The organism is Micromonospora carbonacea (assembly GCF_014205165.1).
Lineage (GTDB): Bacteria > Actinomycetota > Actinomycetes > Mycobacteriales > Micromonosporaceae > Micromonospora > Micromonospora carbonacea.
On the sequence record NZ_JACHMZ010000001.1, the window covers coordinates 3406290 to 3427106 of the forward strand.

A 20817-nucleotide genomic window follows, 5' to 3' on the forward strand; every position below is an offset into this window, starting at 1 on the left:
TGGCCTACTCGTAGCGCAGGGCGTCGATGGGGCGCAGCCGGGCCGCCCGCGCCGCCGGCAGGCCGCCGAAGAAGAGGCCGATCGCGATGGAGACGCCGAGGGCCAGCGCGACGGAGCTGGGCACGATCACGGGTCGGACACCGACGATGGTGAACCGGGACCCGAGCAGCGCGGCGGCCACCCCGAGCGCCCCGCCGAGGAGGCTCAGCAAGGTCGCCTCGATCAGGAACTGGGTCAGCACCGTCCGGCGCCGGGCACCGAGCGCCTTGCGGATGCCGATCTCCCGCGTCCGTTCGGTGACGGTCACGAGCATGATGTTGGTGATCCCGATGCCGCCGACCAGGAGGCTGATCGCGGCGACCGCGCCGAGCAGGGTGGTGAAGGTGTCGGCCGTCTCGGTCTGGGTCTGCAACAGCTGCGCGGCGTTCTGGATCCGGTACGGCGCGCTGGCCGAACCGGTGGCGGGCAGCCGCTGGGCGAGCACCGTGGAGATCTGGGCCTGCACGGCGTCCACCTCGCCCGGGTCGGCCGCCTCGACGAGGATCGAGCTGATCGGCCCGTACCCGGTGAGCACCTCCCGCACGGCGCTCAGCGGCGCGACGGCGGTGTCGTTGGCGTCCTGGAAGCCGGTCGAGGACTTCGGCGCGAGCACCCCGACCACCGTGAACAGGGCCCCACCGGCGGTGACCTGCCGGCCGACCGGGTCGAGGCCGGCGAACAGCTCGTCGGCGACGGTCTGCCCGATGACGACCACCCGGCGGCCCTGCGCCTCGTCGTCGGCCGTGAACGCGGCCCCCGCGGCCACCGGCGAGTTGGACGCGGCGAACCAGCCCGGCCGGGTGCCCACGAACTGGGCGACCTCGTGGTCGGCGCCCTCGTAGGTCACCGTCGTGGAGGTGGTCGCCAGCGGGGACACCGAACGGACGCCGGGGGCGAGCACCGGGTCGGCGAGCGCGTCGGCGACCTCGACGGTCAGGCCGCCCGGTCCCGAGCCGCGGCTGGCGCCGGTCACGGTGAGGGTGTTGGTGCCCAGCGCCTCGATCCGGCTGGTCACGGCCTGCGCCGACCCGTTGCCGACGGCCACCAGCAGGATCACCGCGGCGACGCCGATGAGGATGCCCAGCATGGTCAGCGCCGAGCGCAGCTTGTTGGCGGCCACGCCGCGCAGGGCGAACCGGATCGTCTCGGTGACGGTCATCGGCCGGCCACCGCCGCGTGCCGGCCCGTGCGGTCCTGGCGCTCGTCGGAGCGGACCCGGCCGTCGAGAAGCCGGATCAGCCGCCGGGCGCGGTCGCCGACCTCCGGCTCGTGGGTGATCAGCACGATCGTCCTGCCGGCGGCGTTGAGCTGGTCGAACACGGCCAGGATGTCCTCGGTGGAGCGGCTGTCCAGGTTGCCGGTGGGCTCGTCGGCGAGCACCAGCGCGGGCTCGGTGACCAGCGCGCGGGCCACCGCGACGCGTTGCTGCTGCCCGCCGGAGAGCTGATTGGGGTGGTGGTCGGCGCGGTCGGCCAGCCCCACCGCGTCCAGCGCGGCGAGCGCCCGTCGCCGCCGCTGCCCCGCCCGCACGCCCGCGTACGCCAGCGGCAGCTCGACGTTGGCCACCGCGCTGGTGCGGGGAATGAGGTTGAACGCCTGGAAGACGAACCCGATGAGCCGGTTGCGCACGAGGGCGAGCTGGCGGTCCGCCAGGCGACCGACGTCGACGCCGTCGAGCAGGTAACTGCCGCCGGAGGGCGCGTCGAGGCAGCCGATGATGTTCATCAGGGTGGACTTGCCGGACCCGGAGGAGCCCATGATCGCCACGTAGTCGCCGGCGTCCACCGTCAGCGACACCCCGCGCAACGCGTGGACGGCGGCGGGGCCCTCGCCGTACACCTTGGTCAGCGCGCGGACGTCCAGGACCGGACGGCGCGGCGTGGTCCGGGGCTCCATCAGCGGGTCCCGGTGCCGGCCCGGGGGCCGCCCTGTCCCCCGGCGGGGAAACCGCCGCCGGGGAAGCCTCCGCCGCCGGGGAAGCGGCCCCCGCCGCCGGTCAGGCCGCCGCTGGTGCCGGAGGTGCTGGTCTCGGGCAGCACGACCCGCTCCCCCTCGGTGAGCCCGGAGGTGATCTCGTAGGCCCGGTCGCCGGCCAGGCCGACCTGCACCCGCCGGGTCTCCTGGCCGGTGTCGGTGAGGACGGTGACGATCCGCCGGTCGCCGCTGCCGCTCACCGCGGCCGAGTTGACCTGCAGCACGTTCTCGGCCGTGCCGGTCACGACGGCCACCCGCACGGTCTGCCCCGGCCTGGCCCCGGTGGGCAGGTCGGCGACGCCGAGGGTGACCCCGTAGGTGACCACGCCGTTGGCGGTGGTGGCCTGCGGGTCGATCGCCCGCACCGCACCGGTGGCGGTGGCCCCGTCCAGGGCGTTCCAGGTGACGGTGGCCGGCTGGCCGGCCTTGAGCCGGGTGGCGTCGGCCTCGGCGACCGCGGCGGTGACCTGGAGCTTCGACAGGTCGGCGAGGTCGACGAAGCCGGACGAGGCGCCGGACGACCCGCCGGAGGCGGCCCCGGACGAGCCGGAGCCCGGTGACCCGGAACCCGAGGAGCCGGAACCCGACGAGCCGCCGGACGGGCCGCCGACGGTGCCGTTGACGGCGACGACGGTGCCGGCCATCGGCGCGGTGAGCCGGGTGCCCTCCACCGCGGCCTCGGCCTCGTCGACGGCCAACTCGGCCTGGGTCACCTCGTTCTCCGCCGTGGCGGTGTCGGAGCCGGCGTCCCGCGCCCGGTCCAGCGCGTCCTCCGCCGCGTCCAGGTTCGCCTGCGCCATCTTCAGGTCGCGCCGGGCGTCGGCCGGGTCGACCTCGGCGAGCAGCTGCCCCTTGCGTACCTTCTGGCCGACGGTCACCGCGACCGAGGTGACCGTCCCGGCCGTGGCGAAGGTGGCGGTGGCGGTGGCGGCGCTCTCCAGCGAACCGTCCGCCGTGACCGTCGCGGTCACCGTGCCCCGGGAGACCTGGACCGTCCGGGTGCCGCCGGTCGTCCCGGCCCGCGCCGACGCGTCGCCGCGCACGGACAGCCAGGCCCAGGTGCCGCCGCCGACCAGCAACAGGGTCAGGACGGCGTTGACCGCCACGGTGGGCCGGCGCAGGGCCGCCGGCAGGCGTGCACGCATGGAGGGGATCCTGGCGGCCCCGCCTCGGAGGATCTTCGACGTCACCTCATAGCTGGCTCGGAGTCGGCGGCGGCGCGTCGCGGACCGGCCGCGCCGGCCGGTCGCCCTCCGCCGGGGAACCGGCGACGGGCAGCAGCACGCGGAAGGCTGTGCCCGCCCCGGGGCCGCTGTGCAGCTCGATCCAGCCGCCGTGGGCGTGCACGATCGACGCCGCGATGGACAGGCCGAGCCCGGAGCCGCCGCCGTCGCCCCGGCCCCGGCTCGCATCGGCGCGGTAGAGCCGCTCGAAGACCCGGGTGGCGTGCTCGGCGGGGATGCCCGGGCCGTCGTCGTGCACCTCCAGCACGGCCAGCCCGCCGGCGGGCGGTGCGGGCGTCGGCCCGGACCGGACCACCACGCCGCCCCGGGCCGGCGCGGGCGGCGGGCCGGCCACGGCGGCGGGCAGCCGGCCGATGCGGACGGTCACCCGCGCCCCCGGCCCGGTGTGCTGCATGGCGTTGCCGACCAGGTTCGCCGCGACCTGGCGCAGCCGGTGCTCGTCGCCGAGCACGGTCGGCGGCTCGAACGTCTCGTCGTCCTCGGTGAGCGTGGTCAGCCGGACCCGCCGCCCCGGGGCGCGGGCGTGCGCGTCGCGGATGGTGTCGGCGGCGACCTCCAACACGTCGACCGGGCGCAGCACCGGGGCGCGGTGGCGGTCCAGCCGGGCGAGCAGCAGCAGATCCTCGACGAGCACCCCCATCCGGGCGGCCTCGGCCTCGATCCGGCCCATCGCCTCGTCCAGGGCCGGTCCGGGCGGGGCGCCGCCGCGGCGGTACAGCTCGGCGAAGCCCCGGATCGAGGTCAGCGGGGTGCGCAGCTCGTGCGAGGCGTCGGCGACGAACTGGCGCAGCCGGCGGTCGGCCGCGGCGCGGGCGGTCATCTCCGTGCCGATCCGGTCCAGCATGAGGTTCACCGCCGCGCCGAGGCGGCCGGGCTCGGTGTGCGGGTCGGTGTCGTGCAGCCGGCGGGCCAGGTCGCCGCCGGTGATGCCCGCGACGACGCGTTCCATCCTGGTCAGGGGGCTCAGCCCGAGGCGGACCACGAAGGCGGCGAGCAGGCCCAGCACGATCAGGACGCTGCCGGTCACCGCGGCGTCGATCACCACGAGCCGGTCGACGGTCCGCTCCGCCTCGGCCAGGGACGCGCCGAGCACCACGACCTCCCCGCCGTCGCCGACCGGGACCGCCAGCAGCCGCCACGCGTCCCCGTCGCCGGCGACGGTGTACGGGCGGCCGGCCCGGGCCCGCGCCGCCACCTCGGCCAGCGGGCCGGGATCGGGCGCGGCGGCCGACGGCGTGCTGCTGCGCTCGGGGTCCCGGGCGCCGTCGGCCCGGTAGTGGACGACCAGTTGGTCCGGCCCGAGGCGCGCGAACCGGCCGGGGTTGCGCGGCCCGCCGGTGGTCGCGCCCCCGGCCGGGAACCCGGAGGTGGCGCGCGGGGCGTCGGTGAAGGGGCGGGCCAGCCCGGTGAGCTGCTGGTCGACCCGCTGCACCAGGTAGCCGCGCAGCAGCACCAGCCCGGCGGCGTTCGCCCCCAGCAGGGCCAGGGTGGCGAGGATTCCGACGAGGAGCACCAGCCGGGACCGCAGCGTCCAGTGCGCCCAGGGGCGGATCGGCCGCCGGCTCACTCGTCGCCGCGCGGCAGCCGCAGCGTGTACCCCACGCCGCGCACGGTGTGGATCAGCGGCGGCCCGAGCTTGTCGATCTTGCGACGCAGGTAGTAGACGTAGGACTCGACGATGCGCCCGTCCCCGCCGAAGTCGTAGTTCCAGACCCGGTCGAGGATCTGCGCCTTGCTGACCACCCGCCCGGCGTTGGTGAGCAGGTAGCGCAGCAGCCGGAACTCCGTCGGCGACAGGTCGACCGGACGACCGGCCCGGCGCACCTCGTGCGCGTCGTCGTCGAGTTCCAGGTCGGCGTAGCGCAGGACGGCCGGCGGCGGGGGTGCGGGCGGCGCGGCCGCCGGCTGCTCCGGGTGGCTGCGCCGCAGGATGGCCCGGATGCGCAGCACCACCTCCTCGAGGCTGAACGGCTTGGCCACGTAGTCGTCCCCGCCGACGACCAGCCCGGTCACCCGGTCCTCCACGGTGTCCCGCGCGGTGAGGAAGAGCACCGGCACCGGCCGGCCGGCCGCGCGCAGCCGGCGGGCGACCTCGAAACCGTCCACGTCGGGCAGCATCACGTCGAGGACCACCAGGTGCGGGTCGAACTCCTCCACCAGGGCCAGCGCCGCCCGGCCGCTGGCGGCCACCCGGGTCTCGTACGAGACGAGCCCCAGGGTGACCGCGAGCAGCGTGGAGATGTTCGGTTCGTCGTCGACCACGAGGACCCGCGCGGCGCAGGCGCCGTCGACGGCCGTGGCGGTCCGTCCGGTAGGTGGCCGGAGAATGTCGGTTCGCACCACCACTGCCTACCGGAGGCTGCTCCACGCGCCCTGTGCGGAAGCTGTGTCCCCGCTGTCACCAGGAGCGGAGCACCAGCTCACCGACGGTGAGACCGGAGGTCACCTCGGTGAACCGGCCGCCCCGCAGCCCGACGGTGACGGTGCGCGGCGTGCCCTCGACGCCGACGCGGACGGTGCCGGTCCGGTCGGCGACGTCGTGGACGGCCGTGGACGGCACCCGCACCGCGTCCGCCACGGCCGCGGTCTCGACGGTCACCGCGGCGCTCTGCCCGACGAGCAGGTCCTGCGGCGCCTCGGTGAAGGAGAGCACGACGCCGTAGCGGACCAGGCTGCCGTCGCTGACGCCGACCGGGTCGACCTGGACGACGGTCGCCGCGAAGGTGCGGTCGGGCCGGTCGGGGAGGGTGAGCGTCGCCTGCTGCCCGACCGCCAGGGCCACGGCGTCGGCCTCGGGGAACCTGGCCTCGACCTGCATCGCGAACGTGTCGGCGAGGGTGATGAAGGTGCTGCCCCGGCCGACCTCGCTGCCCACCTTCCCGGCGACGGACAGGACCGTGCCGGCGATCGGCGCGGTGATCGTGGTGCCGGCCAGCGTCTCCCGCGCCTCGGCGAGGCTCGCCTCGGCCTGGTTGACCCGGCGCTGGGCCTGCAGGATCGGGTCGGCGGCGCCGGCCGCGCCGCCGCCGGCGCAGGTGCCGCCCGGCGCGGGCGCGGTCGGGCCGGACGCGGACGGGCCGGACGCGGACGGGCGGGCCGACCGGCCGCCGGTGGCCGTCGGTGCGGGCGTCGACCTGGTGGCCGTCGGCGTCGGGGAGGCGGTCGCGGAGCTGGCGGAGGCACCGGGAGTCGGCGCGGTCGCGGTGGCGGTGGCGGTGGCCGAGCGCAGGGCGACCGGTCGTACGCCGGCACCGGTCGGGCAGCCGGTCGCCCCGTCGGCCGTGTCCTCGCGGGCCCGGTCGAGCGCGTCCCGCGCCTCGGTCAGGTCGTCCTCGGCCTCGTCCACCGCCTCGGCGGCCACGGCGGCGTCGTCGTCGGCGACGGCGGCCAACGGCTGTCCCGCCCGCACCACGTCGCCGGGCCGCACCGAGATGGTCTGCACCGTGCCGACGACGGAGAAGCCCAGGGCGCGGGTGGTCGCCGGCGCCACGGTGCCCGAGGTGGCCACCTCGACGGCGACGGGGCCCCGGTCGACGGCCACGGTCGACGGGCGGGCGGGCGTCGGATCGGCGTTCGTGGCCAGCAGCCACACGCCGCCGGCCACGATCAGGAGCAGGGCGACGCCGCCCGCCACGACCCGACGCGCACGCCGGGTGCGCCACCGTCGGTTCAGGCCGTCTCCCATGGGCGGCCAGTCTGCCCACCACGGCTCGGCACCGGCTCGGCCTCAGCTCGGAGTTGCCTGGGAACGCCCCCCCGGCGGGTTGCCGCGCCGACGGGCCGTCGCCGTGGTGCGGCGCGGACTCCGAGGCAACTCCGAGCCGGGACCGAGCGGCCGGTGAGGTGGGCCCGGTTACCTGGACGGGCCCCGGAGAAGGTTGAGGAGTTTCGCATGTCGTTGTCTGGAAGAGGCCGCCTGCTCGCGGCCGCGCTGACCGTCGCCGCGTTGGCGCTGTCGACCGCCTGCGCCGGCACCGACGACGCGGCGGATCCGGCCGGCGACAACGGGCAGGGCGGCCAGAACGCCTTCGCCGCCTACCGGGACTGCCTCCAGGACAACGGCGTCACCCTGCCCTCGGGCGGCGCGCGGCCGTCCGGCTTCCCGACGGCGCGACCGTCCGGCTTCCCGACGGCCCGGCCGTCCGGCCTGCGCAGCGCGCGTCCCTCGGCCCGGCCGGACGCCTCGGCGGGCGCGGGACGCGGCGGACCGGGCCTGGGACGCCCCGACGGCGTCGACGAGGCCACGTGGGAGAAGGCGCAGCAGGCGTGCGCCTCGGTGCGGCCCAGTGGCGGCCCGGGCGCCCGGCCGGGTGGCTCCGGCGCGCCGGGGGGCGGGCAGGACGACGGTCGCCGCGCCGCCTACCGCACCTGCCTGAGCAACCGGGGCGTCGACCCCGCCGACATCGACTCCGGCGACCCGAAGACGACCGAGGCGCTGGCCGCGTGCGCGGCGGTCAGCCCGTCGCCGGCGTCCTGAGCCGCCGCCGCCCGCCCTCCTGGCCGCCCGGCGCGCACCCGCCGGGCGGTCAGGAGAAGCGTTCGACGGTGACGGGCAGCAGTCCTCGCATCCGCAGCGTCGTGGTCAGCTCCCGCAGCATCGGCCGGATCGTGTCGTCCCGACCGCCGGCCAGGTCGACGGTCAGGTCCAGGCACCACGGCCCGCCCGCGCCGATGCGGCGCAGGTGCCAGGTGAACGCGTCGTCACCGACCCGCCGCCGGGCGACGCCGAGCACCCGGGCCCCGGGGTCGCCCGCGTCGCCCGCGACGGTCATCCGCCACGTGGCGCGCAGGTGCGCCAGGCCGTCCGGCCCCAGGGCGTCGGCGAACAGCACCCGGTAGACCCGGGTCTCGCCCGGCCCGGCCGCAGGGTGTCCGGGCGTCAGCCGCAGCGGTGCCGTGGCCAGCGGCGCGGCGTCGTGGAAGTGGCCGCGCAGCGTCCCCTCGTCGGGCAGGTCGCCGCCGCCGAGCTCGTGGTAGGCGGCTGCGGCGTCCGGCCGGGCGACGGCCACCACCCGGCGGCGCAGGGCGGCGTCGAGGCGCATGGTCCGGCTGAAGTCCGCCGAGCTCCACCAGCCGCCGTCCTGCGGGGTCCACGCGGCGCTGTGCAGACACGCCGCCGAGTGGTCCGCCGCATACTCGAACTCCTCGACGACCAGACCCTCCGCCCGCCCGCGCGGCTCACCGCCGGCCGGGCCCGGATGGACCAGGTAGTAGTCCAGGGTGGCCGGCGCGGTGATCGCATCGCGAGCCGGGGCGGCCGGCACATTCCACCCGGCCGCCCCGCCACCGGGCCAACGGCCGGTCGCCCCGCCCTCCCCCACGCTCATCGCGCCATTGTGGACCACACGGCCGCCCCGTCCGGGCCGACCCGCCGCCCGGCACCCGACGGGATCGGGCGCGGGCCGACGGATCGGGCCGGACGGCGTCCGCTACCTGCGCTGGGCGAGCAGCCAGCGCAGGATGCCCTGGTCGGCGTAGGTCGGCCCGAAGGCGGCGTGGTAGTCCGGCTGGGTGAAGGCGTCGTTGCCGTACTCGGTGTAGCGCAGCAGGGCGTCGATCTGCTGGGGGGTCTTGCCGTCGGCCGCGTAGGCCGCCTGGAGGGCGGCGCGGGAGTTGCGGGCGAGGGAGACGTTGAGCAGGTGGTCGTTGACGCCGTGGGTGATCCAGACCGGGATCTCGGCGGCGGCGATGGCCGCCGCCTGGTCGGCGCCGACCTGGAAGCCGCCGGTGATCAGGCCGGCGGCGAAGAGGTCCGGGCGCTTGGCGAACGCCTGCCAGGCCAGTTGCGAGCCGTAGGAGACGGTGGTCGCGTAGACGCGGTCGGCGTTGACGGGGTGGTCGGCGACGAACCGCTCGACCAGCTTGACGAGCAGGTCGGCCTCGGCGGCGGCCCCCACGCGCTGGTGCTGGGGGGCCAGCACGATGACGTCCTCGTCGGTGCCGGTCCATTCGCGTTGCAGCCACGCCGTCGCCGGGATGTCCGCGGCGAGTTGCACGCCGGTGTTGTCGCCGTCCCAGCCCATGCCGTGACCGGGCAGCACCACCATCAGCGGGTACCTGCGGCCCGGCTGGTAGTTCTTCGGCAGGTGGTAGTGGTAGGGCAGGACCATCCCGCCGCTGAGGTACGAGCCGTAGGTGAAGTCGTCGACCAGGAGGTCGACGGGCTCCTCGGTCATCGGGTGCGACCGGTGCGGCGCCCCCTTGGCCAGCACCGGTCCCTTGCCCCGGCCGCGACCCGGCACGCCGCGCACGTCTTCACGCTGCACCACCCGCGTGGGCAGGTCCGGGTTCACCTTGACGGTGCACAGGAACGTGGGGCACTTCGAGACGATCACCGTCGAGCCCTTGCCGTCGGCCGGGTCGAGTTCGACGATCACGTAGCGGCCGGTGACGGCCCGGTGGTCGCCCCGGGTGGCGGGGCGGCTGTTGGTGTAGACGTGGGTGATGCTCCGGTCCGCCAGTTTGGGCAGGTCCTCGATGGGGTTGAAGCGGAAGTTGTAGACGGTGTCGGCGACGGAGAACGTGCCCGGGTCGAGGGTCCGGGGATCGACGGTCGCGCCGTACTCGACGGCGACGGCCGAGACCTGCTGGCCGTACGGGTGGACCTGGGTGATGGGGGTGATGCTCCGGATGCCCGTGGCGGTGTCGCCGCCGTGGCCGGTGCGGTCCGCGCCGTACGCCGCGCCGGCCGATGTCGACAGGATGGCGGCGGTCAGCAGCGCGACGGTCCTCAGGCGAGGGGTCATGCGGTTTCGTCCCTCCCGCGGTCTCCGGTGGCGGCGGGCGTGGCCCGCCCGCCGCCATCCATCGACGCTAAAATGATTTAGCTGGAGCTAACGCGCCCCGCCGCACCCCTGTCAAGACACAATGGAAATCCGGTGGAAACAATCGCGGCCGCCGGCGGGTCAGCTCTCCAGGCACCGACGCACGGCGGCGACCAGCCGGTCGCCCCGCTCGTCGCCCACCCCGCCCATCTGGTTGACCACGTACGCGAAGCCGACCTGGTGGGCGTCGTCGCCGAAGGCCACGTGACCGCCCGCGCCGTCGTGGCCGAAGCTGCGCGCCCCCAGCAGCGGCCGGGCCGGCGGGGAGTCCAGCAGGAAGCCGGTCCCCCAACGCTGCCCCTCGTCCGGCGGCCCGTAGCGCTGCCGGCCCCAGACCCGGGGCGTGGTCGCGTCGTCGACCGACGCCACGGTGAGCAGCCGCCCGGCGCCGTCGACGGCGGAGACGGCGGCGGCGTAGAGCCGGGCGAGGCCCTCGGCGGTGCTGACCGCGCCGGCGCCGGGGATCCCGGCGGCCTGGATGACCGGGTCGTTGAAGCTGACCAGGCCGTCGTCGTCGGCCGGGAAGGCGTAGGCCCCGTTCATGGTCAGTCCCCGCTCGGCGACCGGATCCAGGGCGGGCAGCGCGCCGGCCGGCGGCGCCAGCATCCAGGCCACCGCCGGGCGCTCGGCCTCGGGAAGGCCGATCCAGGTACGCAGGCCGAGCGGCTCGGCGAGCGCCGCGCGGAAGAACGCGCCGGGCAGTTGCCCGGTGACCCGGCGGATCACCTCGCCGACCAGCCAGCCGTAGGTCATCGCGTGGTAGCTGTGCGCGGTGCCCGGGGGCCAGAGCGGCGGCTGCGCCTCGATCGCCTCGACCACCGGCGTCCAGGCGACCACGTCCGCGCGGGTCAGCGGCCGGTCCAGGGCCGGCAGGCCGGCCTGGTGGGTGAGCAGCCAGCGCACCGGGATCCCGTCCTTGCCGTGCTGGCCGAACTCGGGCCAGTACCGGGTGACGGGGGCGTCCAGGTCGAGGCGGCCCTGCTGGACCAACAGGTACGCGCAGACCGCCAGGATCCCTTTGGTGCAGGAGAAGACGACCGCCGGGGTGTCGGCGACCCACCGGCGGCCGGAACGCGGGTCGGCGAGCCCGCCGTGCAGGTCGACGACCTTGCGGCCCCGCACGTAGAGGGCGACCGCGGCGCCCACGTCGCCGCGCGCGGTGAAGTTGTCCCGGAAGACGTCGACGACCGGGCCGAAGCCCTCGTCGGCGTCGCCGTGGACCGGTGCAGGCGTCGTCACGCGCTATCCCTTCAGCGATCCCTGGATGAGGGCCTTGATGAACTGGCGTTGGAAGATCAGGAACACGATGAGGGTGGGGGTGAGGATGAGCAGGGAGCCGGCGCACAGCAGCACCAGGTCCGTCCCCCACTGCCCCTGGAACGCCCCGAGCGCGCCGGCCATGGTGCGTTTCGTGGCGTCGTCGACGAGCACGATGGCGAGCAGGAACTGGTTCCAGGTCCACAGGAACAGCAGGATGGTCAGCGACGCGATGGCCGGTCGGGCCAGCGGCACCTGGACGCGCCAGAACAGCTGCCAGGTGTTGCTGCCGTCGACCCGCGCCGCCTCGGAGAGCTCCTTGGGCACGGTGGCGAAGTGCGCCCGCATCCAGAACACCGAGAACGGCATGTACAGGCCGATCAGCGGCAGGATGATCGCCCACCGGGTGTTGAGCAGGCCGAGGTCGCGCATCTGGTAGTACAGCGGGGTGACCACGGCCTCGAACGGCAGGGTCAGGCCGAGCAGGAGCAGGCCGAAGGCGATCCGGCCGCCGGGCACCCGCAGGTGGCCCAGCCCGAAGCCGGCCATCGTGGCGATGACCACGCCGATCGGCACGACCCCGACCACGATCAGCAGGCTGGAGCGCAGCAGCGCCCCCATGTTGGCGGCGGTGAACGCGTCGGCGAAGTTGCCCCACTGCGGGTCCGTCGGCCAGGCCAGCCCGGTGGGGACGGTGCCGCGCGGCTGCAACGCCGCCGACAGCATGCTCAGGAACGGCAGCAGGGTGACGACGACCAGCGCGATCAGGAAGATCCGGCCGGTCAGTCGCTCGCTGCGGCTGGTGAGGTTCATGCCTTGTCCTCCCGGGTCAGCCGCTGGATCGGCAGCACGCAGGCCAGCACCAGCACCATGAGCACCACCGCCAGCGCCGAGGCCAGCCCGACCTGCCGCTGGGAGAAGGCGAGCCGGTAGATCTCCAGCCCGGGCACGGTGGTCTGGATGCCGGGGCCGCCGCTGGTGGAGATGTAGACGATGTCGAAGCTGGCGAGGGCGGCGATGATGGTCACGGTCAGGCAGACGCCGACCTCCTGGCGCAGGCTCGGCAGGGTGACGGCGAAGAACTCCCGTACCGGCCCGGCGCCGTCGATGCGGGCCGCCTCGTAGAGCGCCGGGTCGATCTTGCTCATGCCGGTGACGAGCAGGATCGTGCACAGGCCGAGCATGACCCAGGTGCCGATCACGCCCACCGACGGCAGCGCGGTGTCGAACTCGCCGAGCCAGGCCCGGGTGACCCCGCCCAGGCCGACCGCCCGCAGCACCTGGTTGACCAGGCCGTCGGTGGACAGCAGCCAGCTCCACGCGATGCCGGCCGCGACCAGGGGGATCACCTGCGGCAGGAACAGCACGGTACGCACGACGGTGCCGAACGCGCCGCCGCTCATCCGACGCACGAGGCTGGCGACCAGCAGACCGAGGGCGACCGGGACGAAGCTGAAGAAGATGATCAGGACGAACGCGTTTCCGATGATCTTCAGCAGGTCGCTGTCGGTGAACACGGTCAGGTAGTTGGTCAGCCCGACCCACTCGGCCTGGCCGATGCCGTTCCAGCGGTACAGCGAGTACTGCATCGTGAGCAGCAGCGGGCGCAGCACGAAGATCGCGTACATGAGCAGGGCCGGCAGGACCCACAGCCAGCCGAGCCACCCGGCCGTGCGGCCCCACCGCCTCCGGTGGGGCCGCACGGGTGACTGCTGGTGTGCGCCGCCGGCCGGGGCACCGGCGGTGCCGCCGACGGCAGCGGTCATCGGGACAGTTCCTTCTCGTACTCGGCCTGGACCGCCTTCACGTACCCCTCGGGGGTCTGCTGCCCGGCGATCAGCTTCTGCAACTCCGGGGTGATCGCCGCGGCGAAGATGCCGCCGGTGGCGTTCGCGGTGAAGTCGACCGCGCCGTTCTCCGCGCCGAGCTGCTGCGACGCCTTGAGCGTCTCGGCCAGCACAGTGCCCTCGGCGACGGGCGGCAGGGGCAGCTCGGCGGGGCCGCCGGGGCTGGAGCCGCCGACCTTCACGGAGATCTCCCGGGCCTTGGCGTCGGTGTGCGCCCAGTTCAGGAAGTACGCGGCGGCGTCCGGGTTCTTGGCCCGGGCGCCGACGCCGAAGGTGTTCGGCGCGGACATCGCCACGTGCTTGCCGCCGGCGGCCTCGGTCGGGAACAGGAAGAAGCCGGCGTTGCCGGCCATGTTCTTGTCCAGGTTGCCCGACTCCCAGTCGCCGTTGAACATGAACAGGCCGCCGCCCTTGGCGAAGTCGCCGACCATGGTGGCGTAGTCCAGGGCGTTGGCGTCCTTGGTGAAGTAGCCCGCCTTGGCCCACCGCTGGATGGTCTCGGTGGCCTTCAGCGCGGCGGGGGTGTCGAAGGTGGCGCCGGGCTTCTGGAAGATCCAGTCCGCGATCTGGGCGGGGTCGCCGAACTGGTTCTGCAACGCCTGGTGCGGGAAGTTGATGCCCGCGGTGTTCTTGTTGAACTGCACGATCGGCTGCACGCCGGCGGCCTTGGCCTTGGCCAGCAGTTCCTCGAACTCGGCGACGGTGGCCGGGGGCTCGGTCATGCCGACCTGCTGGGCCAGCTTCTTGTTGTAGAACACCCCGGTCACGCTGTAGCCGAGGCCCAGCCCGTACAGCGAGCCCGAGCCGCGCACCTTGCCCCCGTCGGCCAGCCGGAGCTGGACGAGCTGCGAGGCGGGGAACTTGTCCCAGCCGTAGGCCGCGACGTAGGGGTCGAGGTTCTTCAGCAGGTCGTCCTTGACCAGGTCGACCATGGTGGGCAGGCGGATGATGTCGGGCGCGTTGTCCGAGGCGAGCACCCGGGGCGCGTTCTCCGTGATCACCGTGAACTGGTCCTCACGGATGTTGAACTTCACGTTCGGGTGCTGCTTGGTGAACTCGTCGGCCAGCGCCTTGACCAGCGGGAAGCCGGTCTCCGCGTACAGCTCCAGGGTGATCGGCCCGGTGCCGAGCTCGGTGCTGACGGGTGCGTCGGACCCGGTCGACGACGGCTGGTCCGATCCTGGCGCGCTACACGCGCTCATCACCAGGCCCGCGGCCAGGGCCGGCACCAGTAGTGCCAGGCCGCGCCGCGAGAACCTGGTCGAGAAATCCGGCACGTCAACCACTCCTTGATTTCACGCCGCGTCACGCCGCCCGGCGGGCCGGCGCGCACCGGCCCGACCGTGTCGTGTCCGGCCCGCGCGGCCCGACTCTGCGGGTCGCGACCGAGCCGGTCGACATGATCACGGGGAGGGTCGAGGTGCCCTTCCGCACGGCCAAACGGCGTAGCTAAAATGATTTAGCAGAGCATGCGCGCGGCGCTCCGGACCTGTCAAGGACGAGTTCGCAACGACTCGGAAACGACCGGTTCACACGTCCCGCGGCCCGTCACCCACCCGCCGGGGGTGGCCCTCGTGACTCGCGCATGATGATGTGACGGGGCGACGCGGGACGCGTCACGGTGATTCGGAGGAGTCATGGGCCGCAACAGAGCAACCCTGGCCGATGTCGCGCGGCTGGCCGGACTGTCGAAGACTGCCGCCTCGATGGTGCTCAACGGGCGGGAGGGGACCCGGCTGTCCGCGGAGGCCCACCAACGCGTCTTCGCCGCCGCCGAGGAGCTCGGCTACCGGCCCAACATGGCCGCGCGCAGCCTGCGCACCCGCAAGACCGCCACCATCGCGTTCGTCTCCGACATCGTCGCCACCACGCGGTTCGCGGGCGACCTGATCCGGGGCGCGCTGGACGCCGCCCGGGAACGGGACCACGTGCTGCTGATCACCGAGACCCAGGGCGACGCCGCGTTCGAGCGGTACGCCATCGAGGCGATGCTCGACCGCCAGGTCGACGGCGTCGTCTACGCGGCGATGGCCACCCGCCGGCTCACGGTGCCCCCCGCCATCCTCGGCGGCCCGGTGGTGCTGCTCAACGCCGTCAGCCCGGAGGAGCTGCCCTGCGTGCTGCCCGACGACGAGCAGGCGGCCGTCGCCCTCGTCGAGGCCCTGCTCGCGCACGGCCACCGCGACCGCATCGCGCTGATCGGCCGCAACCGCCTCAAGGAGGGCGACCCGGAGGTCTCCATCGCCGCGCCGGCCCGCCTGCGCGGGGTCCGCGCCGCCCTCGCCGCGGCCGACGTCGGCCTGCTCGCCGAGTGCTTCTGCACGGAGTGGCTGCCGGAGCACGGGTACGCCGCCATGCGCGCCCTGCTGTCCCGGTCGCCCCGGCCGACGGCCGTCGTCTGCATGAACGACCGGCTGGCGTTCGGGGCGTACCAGGCGCTCGGCGAGGCCGGCCTGGCCATCCCCGACGACATCTCCGTCGTCTCGTTCGACGACGATCCCATCGCCGCCTGGCTGCGCCCCGGCCTGACCACCGCCGCCCTGCCGCACGAGCGGATGGGCCGCCGCGCCGTGGAGCTCGTGCTCGACGGGGGCGACGCCGGGCCGTCGTACGTCCCCATGCCGCTGCGTCGCCGCCGGTCCGTCGCCGCGCCGACAACCGGCGTCCCGGCGCCCCGGCGAGCCCCGGCGTAGGCCGATGAGCGCCGCCACACCGCCGGCCGAGGTGGTTGCTAAACCGATTCACTGGTAGGTTGCCGGCCATGCTGCGATTGCCGGACCACTGGGTGTGGGACAGCTGGTACGTCCAGGACGACGACGGCCGGTGGCACGTGTTCTTCCTGCGCGCCTCCCGGGCCCTGCACGACCCCGACCGTCGCCACCACCGGGCGTCGATCGGCCACGCCGTCTCCACCGACCTGCGCTCCTGGACCCTGCTCCCCGACGCGCTCGTGCCCGCCGACGGGCCCGCCTGGGACGACCTGGCCACCTGGACCGGCTGCACCGTCCGCGGACCCGACGGGCGGTGGCGCCTGTTCTACACCGGGGTCGGTCGCGCCGAGGACGGCCTCGTCCAGCGCATCGGCCTGGCCGTCTCCGACGACCTGACCACATGGCACCGGCACGGCGACGGCCCCCTCGTCGAGGCCGACCCGACGTGGTACGAGCTGCTCGACCGGGACGCGTGGTACGAGCAGGCCTGGCGTGACCCCTGGGTCTTCGCCGACCCCGACGGCGACGGCTGGCACATGCTCGTCACCGCCCGCGCCAACCGGGGCCCGGCGGGCGGGCGGGGCGTCGTCGGGCACGCCACCTCGCCCGACCTGGTCACCTGGACCGTCCGGCCGCCGCTGTCCACGCCCGCCGGGTTCGGCCACCTCGAGGTGCCGCAGGTGGCCGTCGTCGACGGCCGGCCCCTCCTGCTGTTCTGCACCAACGCCGTCGCGGACCCGCGCCTGCCCGACCACCGGATCTGGGTGGCGGACGCGCCGGGCGTGCGCGGCCCCTGGGACGTCGCCGCCGCGCGGCCGGTCCCGCACCCCCACCTGTACGCGCCCCGCCTGGTGCCCGACGGCGACCGGGGATGGGCGCTCATCGGTTTCCTGGACCGGGTCGACGGCGTGTTCGTCGGCGAGCTCACCGACCCCGTGCCGTTCCACCTCCCGGAGGCCGGCCCGTCGCCCGCCGGGACGGCTGCCGGCGGGCGGTAGCCGTCCCGGCGGGCGGTGACCCGCCGGGACGGCCGGGCCTCAGGAGGCCGTCCGCGCCGGCACGGCGTCGTCCGCGTCGGCCTCGACGTCGCCGGCCGGGCGGTCGCGGACCATGGCCAGGACCGCCACCGCGAGCAGGACGGTGATCACGGTGCTGATCGCCCCGACGAGGTTGAGCCCGCCGGTGAAGGCGTCCCGGGCGCCGGCCAGCAGCGCCGCGCCCGCGTCGCCGGGCAGCTCCTGCGCCGCGGCGACGGCCGCGGCGAGGGTGTCGCCCGCGGCCGAGCCTTCGGGCGCGGTGAACTGGCTGCGGTAGACGATCGCGCCGACGCTGCCCAGGATGGCGACGCCGAGCGCCATGCCCAGCTCGGTGCTGGTCTCCGACACGGCGGAGGCGGAGCCCGCCTGCTCGGGGGGCGCCGACCCGACGACGATGTCGGTGCCCAGCGCGATGAGCGGGCCGCCACCGGCGTAGACGAGCAGGAAGCCGACGACCAGCTGGGTGAGGCCGCCCTGGCTGTCGAGCAGGGCGAGCATCAGGTGCCCGACCGCCGAGACCGCCAGGCCGGCCGCCACCACCCGGGCCGGCGCGATCTTCGCCGCCAGCACCGGCGACAGCATGGACGTGACGATCAACGCGAGCGCCGCCGGCAGCAGCCAGAGCCCGGCCCGCAGCGGGGAGAGCCCGACGACGAGTTGCAGGTACTGCGTCACGAACAGGTAGGTGCCGCCAGCGATGAGCATGCTGAACAGCATCGCCACCAGCGCCGTGGCCAGCGGACGGTTGCGGAACAGCCGCAGGTCGATCAGCGGGCTGGCCAGGGCGCGCTGCCGGCGGACGAAGAACACGCCGACGACCAGGCCGACGACGACGGCGAGCAGCGGCAGCGGGCCCGCGTCGTCCTTGGCCAACTCCTTCAGCCCGAAGATGATCGGCAGGATCGCGGCCAGGGACAGCGCCACGCTGGCCAGGTCGAGCCGGCCGGCGTCGGCGTGCCGGTATTCCGGCAGCAGCCGCGGCCCCGCCACCAGCAGCACGGCCATGATCGGCACGTTGAGCAGGAACACCGAGCCCCACCAGAAGAACTCCAGCAGCGCGCCGCCGACGACGGGGCCGAGCGCGACGCCGACCGAGAACATGGTGACCCAGACCGCGATGGCGACGCCCCGCTGCCGCGCGTCCTGGAACATGTTGCTGATCAGCGCGAGGGTGGAGGGCATCAGGGTGGCCCCGGCGACGCCCAGCGCGGCCCGCGAGGCGATCAGCATGGCCGGCGTGTCGGCGTACGCGGCGACCACGGAGGCGACGCCGAACGCGGCGGCGCCGATCAGCAGCAGCCGCCGCCGGCCGATCCGGTCACCGAGGGTTCCCATGGTGACCAGGAACCCGGCGATCATGAAGCCGTAGATGTCGATGATCCACAGCATCTGCGGGGCGCTGGGCAGCAGGCTCTCGCTGATGTGCGGCACCGCGAGGTGCAGGACGCTCATGTCGATGGAGAGCAGGAGCGTCGGCAGCGCCAGCACTGCCAGGCCGAGCCATTCCCGGGGGCCCGCCCGGTGCTGCGGTTCGATCGTGGTGGGCAATGTGGATCCTTTCTGGATGTGCCGCCGGGCGGGGGAGGCAGTGGGTCGTCAGCTGCGTGACCACCGCCTCGGCGACGTGCGACTCGTACAGGTAGAAGTGGCCGCCGGTGAACATCCGGCGGGCGAACGGCCCCGTCGTCTCCAGCGACCACAGGTGCAGCCGGTCGGCGACGACGATCGGGTCGTCCGCCGCGCCCAACGACAGGATCGGCACGCCGGTGCCGGTGGCCGGCCGCTCGTAGGTCTCCATGGCCTCCAGGTCGGCGCGGATCGCGGCCAGCGCCGGTCGCACCAGGTCCGCCCGGTGCAGCAGGTCGGGGGCGATGCCGCCGATGTCCACCAGGTGTTCCAGCAGCTCGGCGTCGGTGCGCCGGTGCCCGTACGGCGGCTCGCTGGGGAAGCAGGGCGGCTGCCGGGCCGACACGACGAGGTGCCGCGGCGGCAGTCCCGCCCGCTCCATCGCCCGGGTCAGCTCGTAGCCGAGCACGCTGCCGAAGCTGTGCCCGACGATCACGTACGGCAGGGGCGCCCGCTCGGCGAGGGCACCGGCGAGGCCGTCGACGAGCGCCCCAACCCGCCGCAGCGGCGGCTCGGCGGCGCGCAGGCCTCGGCCGGGCAACTGGGCGACCAGGAACTCGACCCCGGCGGGGACGACCCGCGTCCAGGACCGGAACGCCGAGGGCCAGCCGCCGGCGTGCGGCAGCGCCACCAGCCGCGCCCACGGGGCGTCCGGCCCGGCTGCGGCGCCGGCCGGTCGTGCGCCGCCGCCCACCTTCAGCAACCAGGGGTTCATCGTCGTCCTCACGCCAGCAACGGATGGTGGGCTTCGAGGTGGGCCAGCACGCGGTTCTGGTGCGGTCGCAGGCGCTGCCCCGGCAGGTGCTCCAGCGAGTGCAGGAAGGGATCCGGCGGCTCGGGCAGGCCCGCGAGCGCGGACGCGACGGCCAGCACCAGCGTCGGCTGGTACCACGCCGAGTAGCCGCCCTCGTGGGCCAGGACGATCCGCCCGCCGGTCAGCTCGTCGGCGAGGGCGCACATCCGGGCCGTCATGGCGTGGAACGTCCGGCTGGTGCACATCATCCGGCCCATCGGGTCGTGGCCACCCGCGTCGAGGCCCGCCGCGACGAGGATCAGCTCCGGGCCGAAGGCGCGGGCCGCCGGCTCGACCAGCCGGGTCAGCGCCGCCAGGTACGCCTCGTGCCCCGAGCCCGCCGGCAGCGGCACGTTGAGGGTGCGGCCCGCCCCGGCGCCCTCCCCCGTCTCGGTGACCAGGCCCGAGGCGGGCGGGAAGAGCCCCTCCTGGTGGATCGAGACGTAGAGGACGTCCGGGTCGGTGTAGAAGGCGCGCTGGATGCCGTTGCCGTGGTGCACGTCCCAGTCGAGCACCAGCACCCGGCGTGCGCCGTGGCGCTGGGCCGCCCGCGCGGCGATCGCCACGTTGTTGTAGAGGCAGAGGGCCATCGCCCGGTCGGGCTCGGCGTGGTGCCCGGGCGGCCGGACGAGGCAGTACGCCCGGTCGTGCCGCCCGTCGAGCACGGCGGTGGTGGCCTGCACGCAGGCGCCCACGGCCACCCGGGCGGCGTGGGCGCTGTGGTGGTTGACGTGCGCGTACACCCCGGCGTCGCCCGCGCCGAGCGCGGAGGCCGCCTCGACGCGGTCGACGTGCTCCCGGGTGTGCACGAGCAGCAGGTCGTCGTCGCCGGCCGGGTCGGGGGTGACCTGGGTGAAGTGGTCCAGCACCCCGGCCATCCGCACCAGCCCCTCGGCGCGGCGCAGGTCGGGGTCGACGGCGAACTGGCGCAGGGGTTCGATGCCCGGGCCGACCGGCAGGTAGCCCGACCCCTGGCCGGGGTCGTGCCAGAAGCAGACCTCGTGGCTGTACCAGGCGAGATTCGACATGTGCGACGTCCTTGGCGCTCGGGTCGGAGGGGGCGGGTGGTCGCCGGCCGCGACGCCGACGGGGGGGTGTCGACGCCGCGGCCCGCTCGGGGGGCGACCGGTTACGCGGCGACGGCCGCCCGGGCCCGGGCCTGCCCGGTCACCTCGGCGACGCGACGCAGGTAGTGCTCCCGCTCCTCGGCCGGGGTGTGCTTGGTCCGGAACGTGGAGTCGAGCCAGGCGAGGACCTGGTCCACCTCGGCGGGGCCGAGCGGCCGGTCGCCCAGCTCCTTCTCGAACTCGCGGATGCGGGCCGTGGGCGCGAGCACGCCCTCGGCGTAGCCGGACTCGTCCGGGTTGTGGTTGCGGGTGCAGGCGATGGCCTTCAGGACGGCACCGAAGAAGGCCCTGCTGTCGATGTCGCTCACTGTGGTCTCCTCTCGACGGGGTTTCTTCCG

General features: G+C 74.8%; 18 protein-coding genes and 1 pseudogene. 3 read left to right on the forward strand and 16 right to left on the reverse strand.

The window, feature by feature from the left end; translation table 11 throughout:
- Nucleotides 1-4 precede the first annotated feature (4 nt).
- The 6 genes from HDA31_RS14770 to HDA31_RS14795 form a co-directional block, all read right to left on the reverse strand.
- Nucleotides 5-1198, reverse strand: a complete 1194-nt coding sequence (locus tag HDA31_RS14770; protein WP_178064776.1) for an ABC transporter permease — start codon at nt 1196-1198, stop codon at nt 5-7.
- The gene (locus HDA31_RS14775; RefSeq protein ID WP_043963511.1) at nt 1195-1935 is read right to left on the reverse strand and encodes an ABC transporter ATP-binding protein; all 741 of its coding nucleotides are present in this window, start codon (nt 1933-1935) and stop codon (nt 1195-1197) included. The genes HDA31_RS14770 and HDA31_RS14775 overlap by 4 nt, the downstream gene beginning before the upstream one ends.
- Nucleotides 1935-3158: an efflux RND transporter periplasmic adaptor subunit gene (locus HDA31_RS14780; RefSeq protein ID WP_178064775.1), complete on the reverse strand. Its 1224-nt coding sequence runs from the start codon at nt 3156-3158 to the stop codon at nt 1935-1937. Before HDA31_RS14780 ends, HDA31_RS14775 begins: the two co-directional genes overlap by 1 nt.
- Nucleotides 3159-3204: 46 nt before the next feature.
- Nucleotides 3205-4824, reverse strand: a complete 1620-nt coding sequence (locus HDA31_RS14785) for a sensor histidine kinase (protein WP_178064774.1) — start codon at nt 4822-4824, stop codon at nt 3205-3207.
- Nucleotides 4821-5585, reverse strand: a complete 765-nt coding sequence (locus HDA31_RS14790) for a response regulator transcription factor (RefSeq protein ID WP_178067410.1) — start codon at nt 5583-5585, stop codon at nt 4821-4823. The genes HDA31_RS14785 and HDA31_RS14790 overlap by 4 nt, the downstream gene beginning before the upstream one ends.
- Nucleotides 5586-5655: 70 nt before the next feature.
- Nucleotides 5656-6942: an efflux RND transporter periplasmic adaptor subunit gene (locus HDA31_RS14795; RefSeq protein ID WP_178064773.1), complete on the reverse strand. Its 1287-nt coding sequence runs from the start codon at nt 6940-6942 to the stop codon at nt 5656-5658.
- 207 nt (nt 6943-7149) lie between these two features.
- Here HDA31_RS14795 and HDA31_RS14800 point away from each other — a divergent pair, with 207 nt between their 5' ends.
- On the forward strand, nt 7150-7734 hold the full coding sequence (locus HDA31_RS14800; RefSeq protein WP_178064772.1) for a hypothetical protein: 585 nt from the start codon (nt 7150-7152) through the stop codon (nt 7732-7734).
- A 49-nt stretch (nt 7735-7783) separates the two neighbouring features.
- On the opposite strand, the gene HDA31_RS14805 is transcribed toward HDA31_RS14800, so the two are convergent.
- From HDA31_RS14805 to HDA31_RS14830, 6 genes are all read right to left on the reverse strand, one after another.
- On the reverse strand, nt 7784-8584 hold the full coding sequence (locus HDA31_RS14805) for a hypothetical protein (protein ID WP_178062715.1): 801 nt from the start codon (nt 8582-8584) through the stop codon (nt 7784-7786).
- Between the two features lie 102 nt (nt 8585-8686).
- Entirely contained in the window at nt 8687-10003 is a 1317-nt protein-coding gene (locus HDA31_RS14810) for a PHB depolymerase family esterase (protein WP_178064771.1), read from the reverse strand.
- Between the two features lie 159 nt (nt 10004-10162).
- Nucleotides 10163-11320 (reverse strand): serine hydrolase domain-containing protein, encoded by a 1158-nt coding sequence (locus HDA31_RS14815; protein ID WP_178064770.1) that lies wholly within the window; start codon nt 11318-11320, stop codon nt 10163-10165.
- Between the two features lie 3 nt (nt 11321-11323).
- Nucleotides 11324-12151: a carbohydrate ABC transporter permease gene (locus tag HDA31_RS14820; RefSeq protein WP_074476062.1), complete on the reverse strand. Its 828-nt coding sequence runs from the start codon at nt 12149-12151 to the stop codon at nt 11324-11326.
- A complete protein-coding gene (locus tag HDA31_RS14825; RefSeq protein WP_178064769.1) occupies nt 12148-13104 on the reverse strand; it encodes a carbohydrate ABC transporter permease in 957 nt (318 codons plus the stop codon). Before HDA31_RS14825 ends, HDA31_RS14820 begins: the two co-directional genes overlap by 4 nt.
- Nucleotides 13101-14462, reverse strand: a complete 1362-nt coding sequence (locus HDA31_RS14830) for an ABC transporter substrate-binding protein (RefSeq protein ID WP_219825059.1) — start codon at nt 14460-14462, stop codon at nt 13101-13103. The genes HDA31_RS14825 and HDA31_RS14830 overlap by 4 nt, the downstream gene beginning before the upstream one ends.
- 360 nt (nt 14463-14822) lie before the next feature.
- On the opposite strand from HDA31_RS14830, the gene HDA31_RS14835 reads away from it, so the two are divergent.
- Nucleotides 14823-15878, forward strand: coding sequence for a LacI family DNA-binding transcriptional regulator (locus tag HDA31_RS14835; protein ID WP_178064768.1), 1056 nt, complete (start codon nt 14823-14825; stop codon nt 15876-15878).
- Nucleotides 15879-15946: 68 nt separating this feature from the next.
- Complete coding sequence (locus HDA31_RS14840; RefSeq protein WP_178064767.1) at nt 15947-16894, forward strand: glycoside hydrolase family 68 protein; 948 nt, start codon at nt 15947-15949, stop codon at nt 16892-16894.
- A gap of 39 nt (nt 16895-16933) precedes the next feature.
- Here the strand turns inward: HDA31_RS14840 and HDA31_RS14845 are convergent, their stop codons facing one another.
- The 4 genes and pseudogenes from HDA31_RS14845 to HDA31_RS14860 all read right to left on the reverse strand — a co-directional run bounded on the left by HDA31_RS14845 (nt 16934) and on the right by HDA31_RS14860 (nt 20787).
- A complete protein-coding gene (locus tag HDA31_RS14845) occupies nt 16934-18385 on the reverse strand; it encodes an MFS transporter (protein WP_219825111.1) in 1452 nt (483 codons plus the stop codon).
- Nucleotides 18386-18545: 160 nt separating this feature from the next.
- Nucleotides 18546-19274: pseudogene (locus tag HDA31_RS32245) on the reverse strand (thioesterase II family protein); the annotation flags it as partial.
- 8 nt (nt 19275-19282) lie between these two features.
- Nucleotides 19283-20380, reverse strand: coding sequence for a class II histone deacetylase (locus tag HDA31_RS14855; protein ID WP_178064766.1), 1098 nt, complete (start codon nt 20378-20380; stop codon nt 19283-19285).
- A gap of 101 nt (nt 20381-20481) precedes the next feature.
- Nucleotides 20482-20787 (reverse strand): hypothetical protein, encoded by a 306-nt coding sequence (locus tag HDA31_RS14860; protein ID WP_074476069.1) that lies wholly within the window; start codon nt 20785-20787, stop codon nt 20482-20484.
- Between the last annotated feature and the right edge of the window lie 30 nt (nt 20788-20817).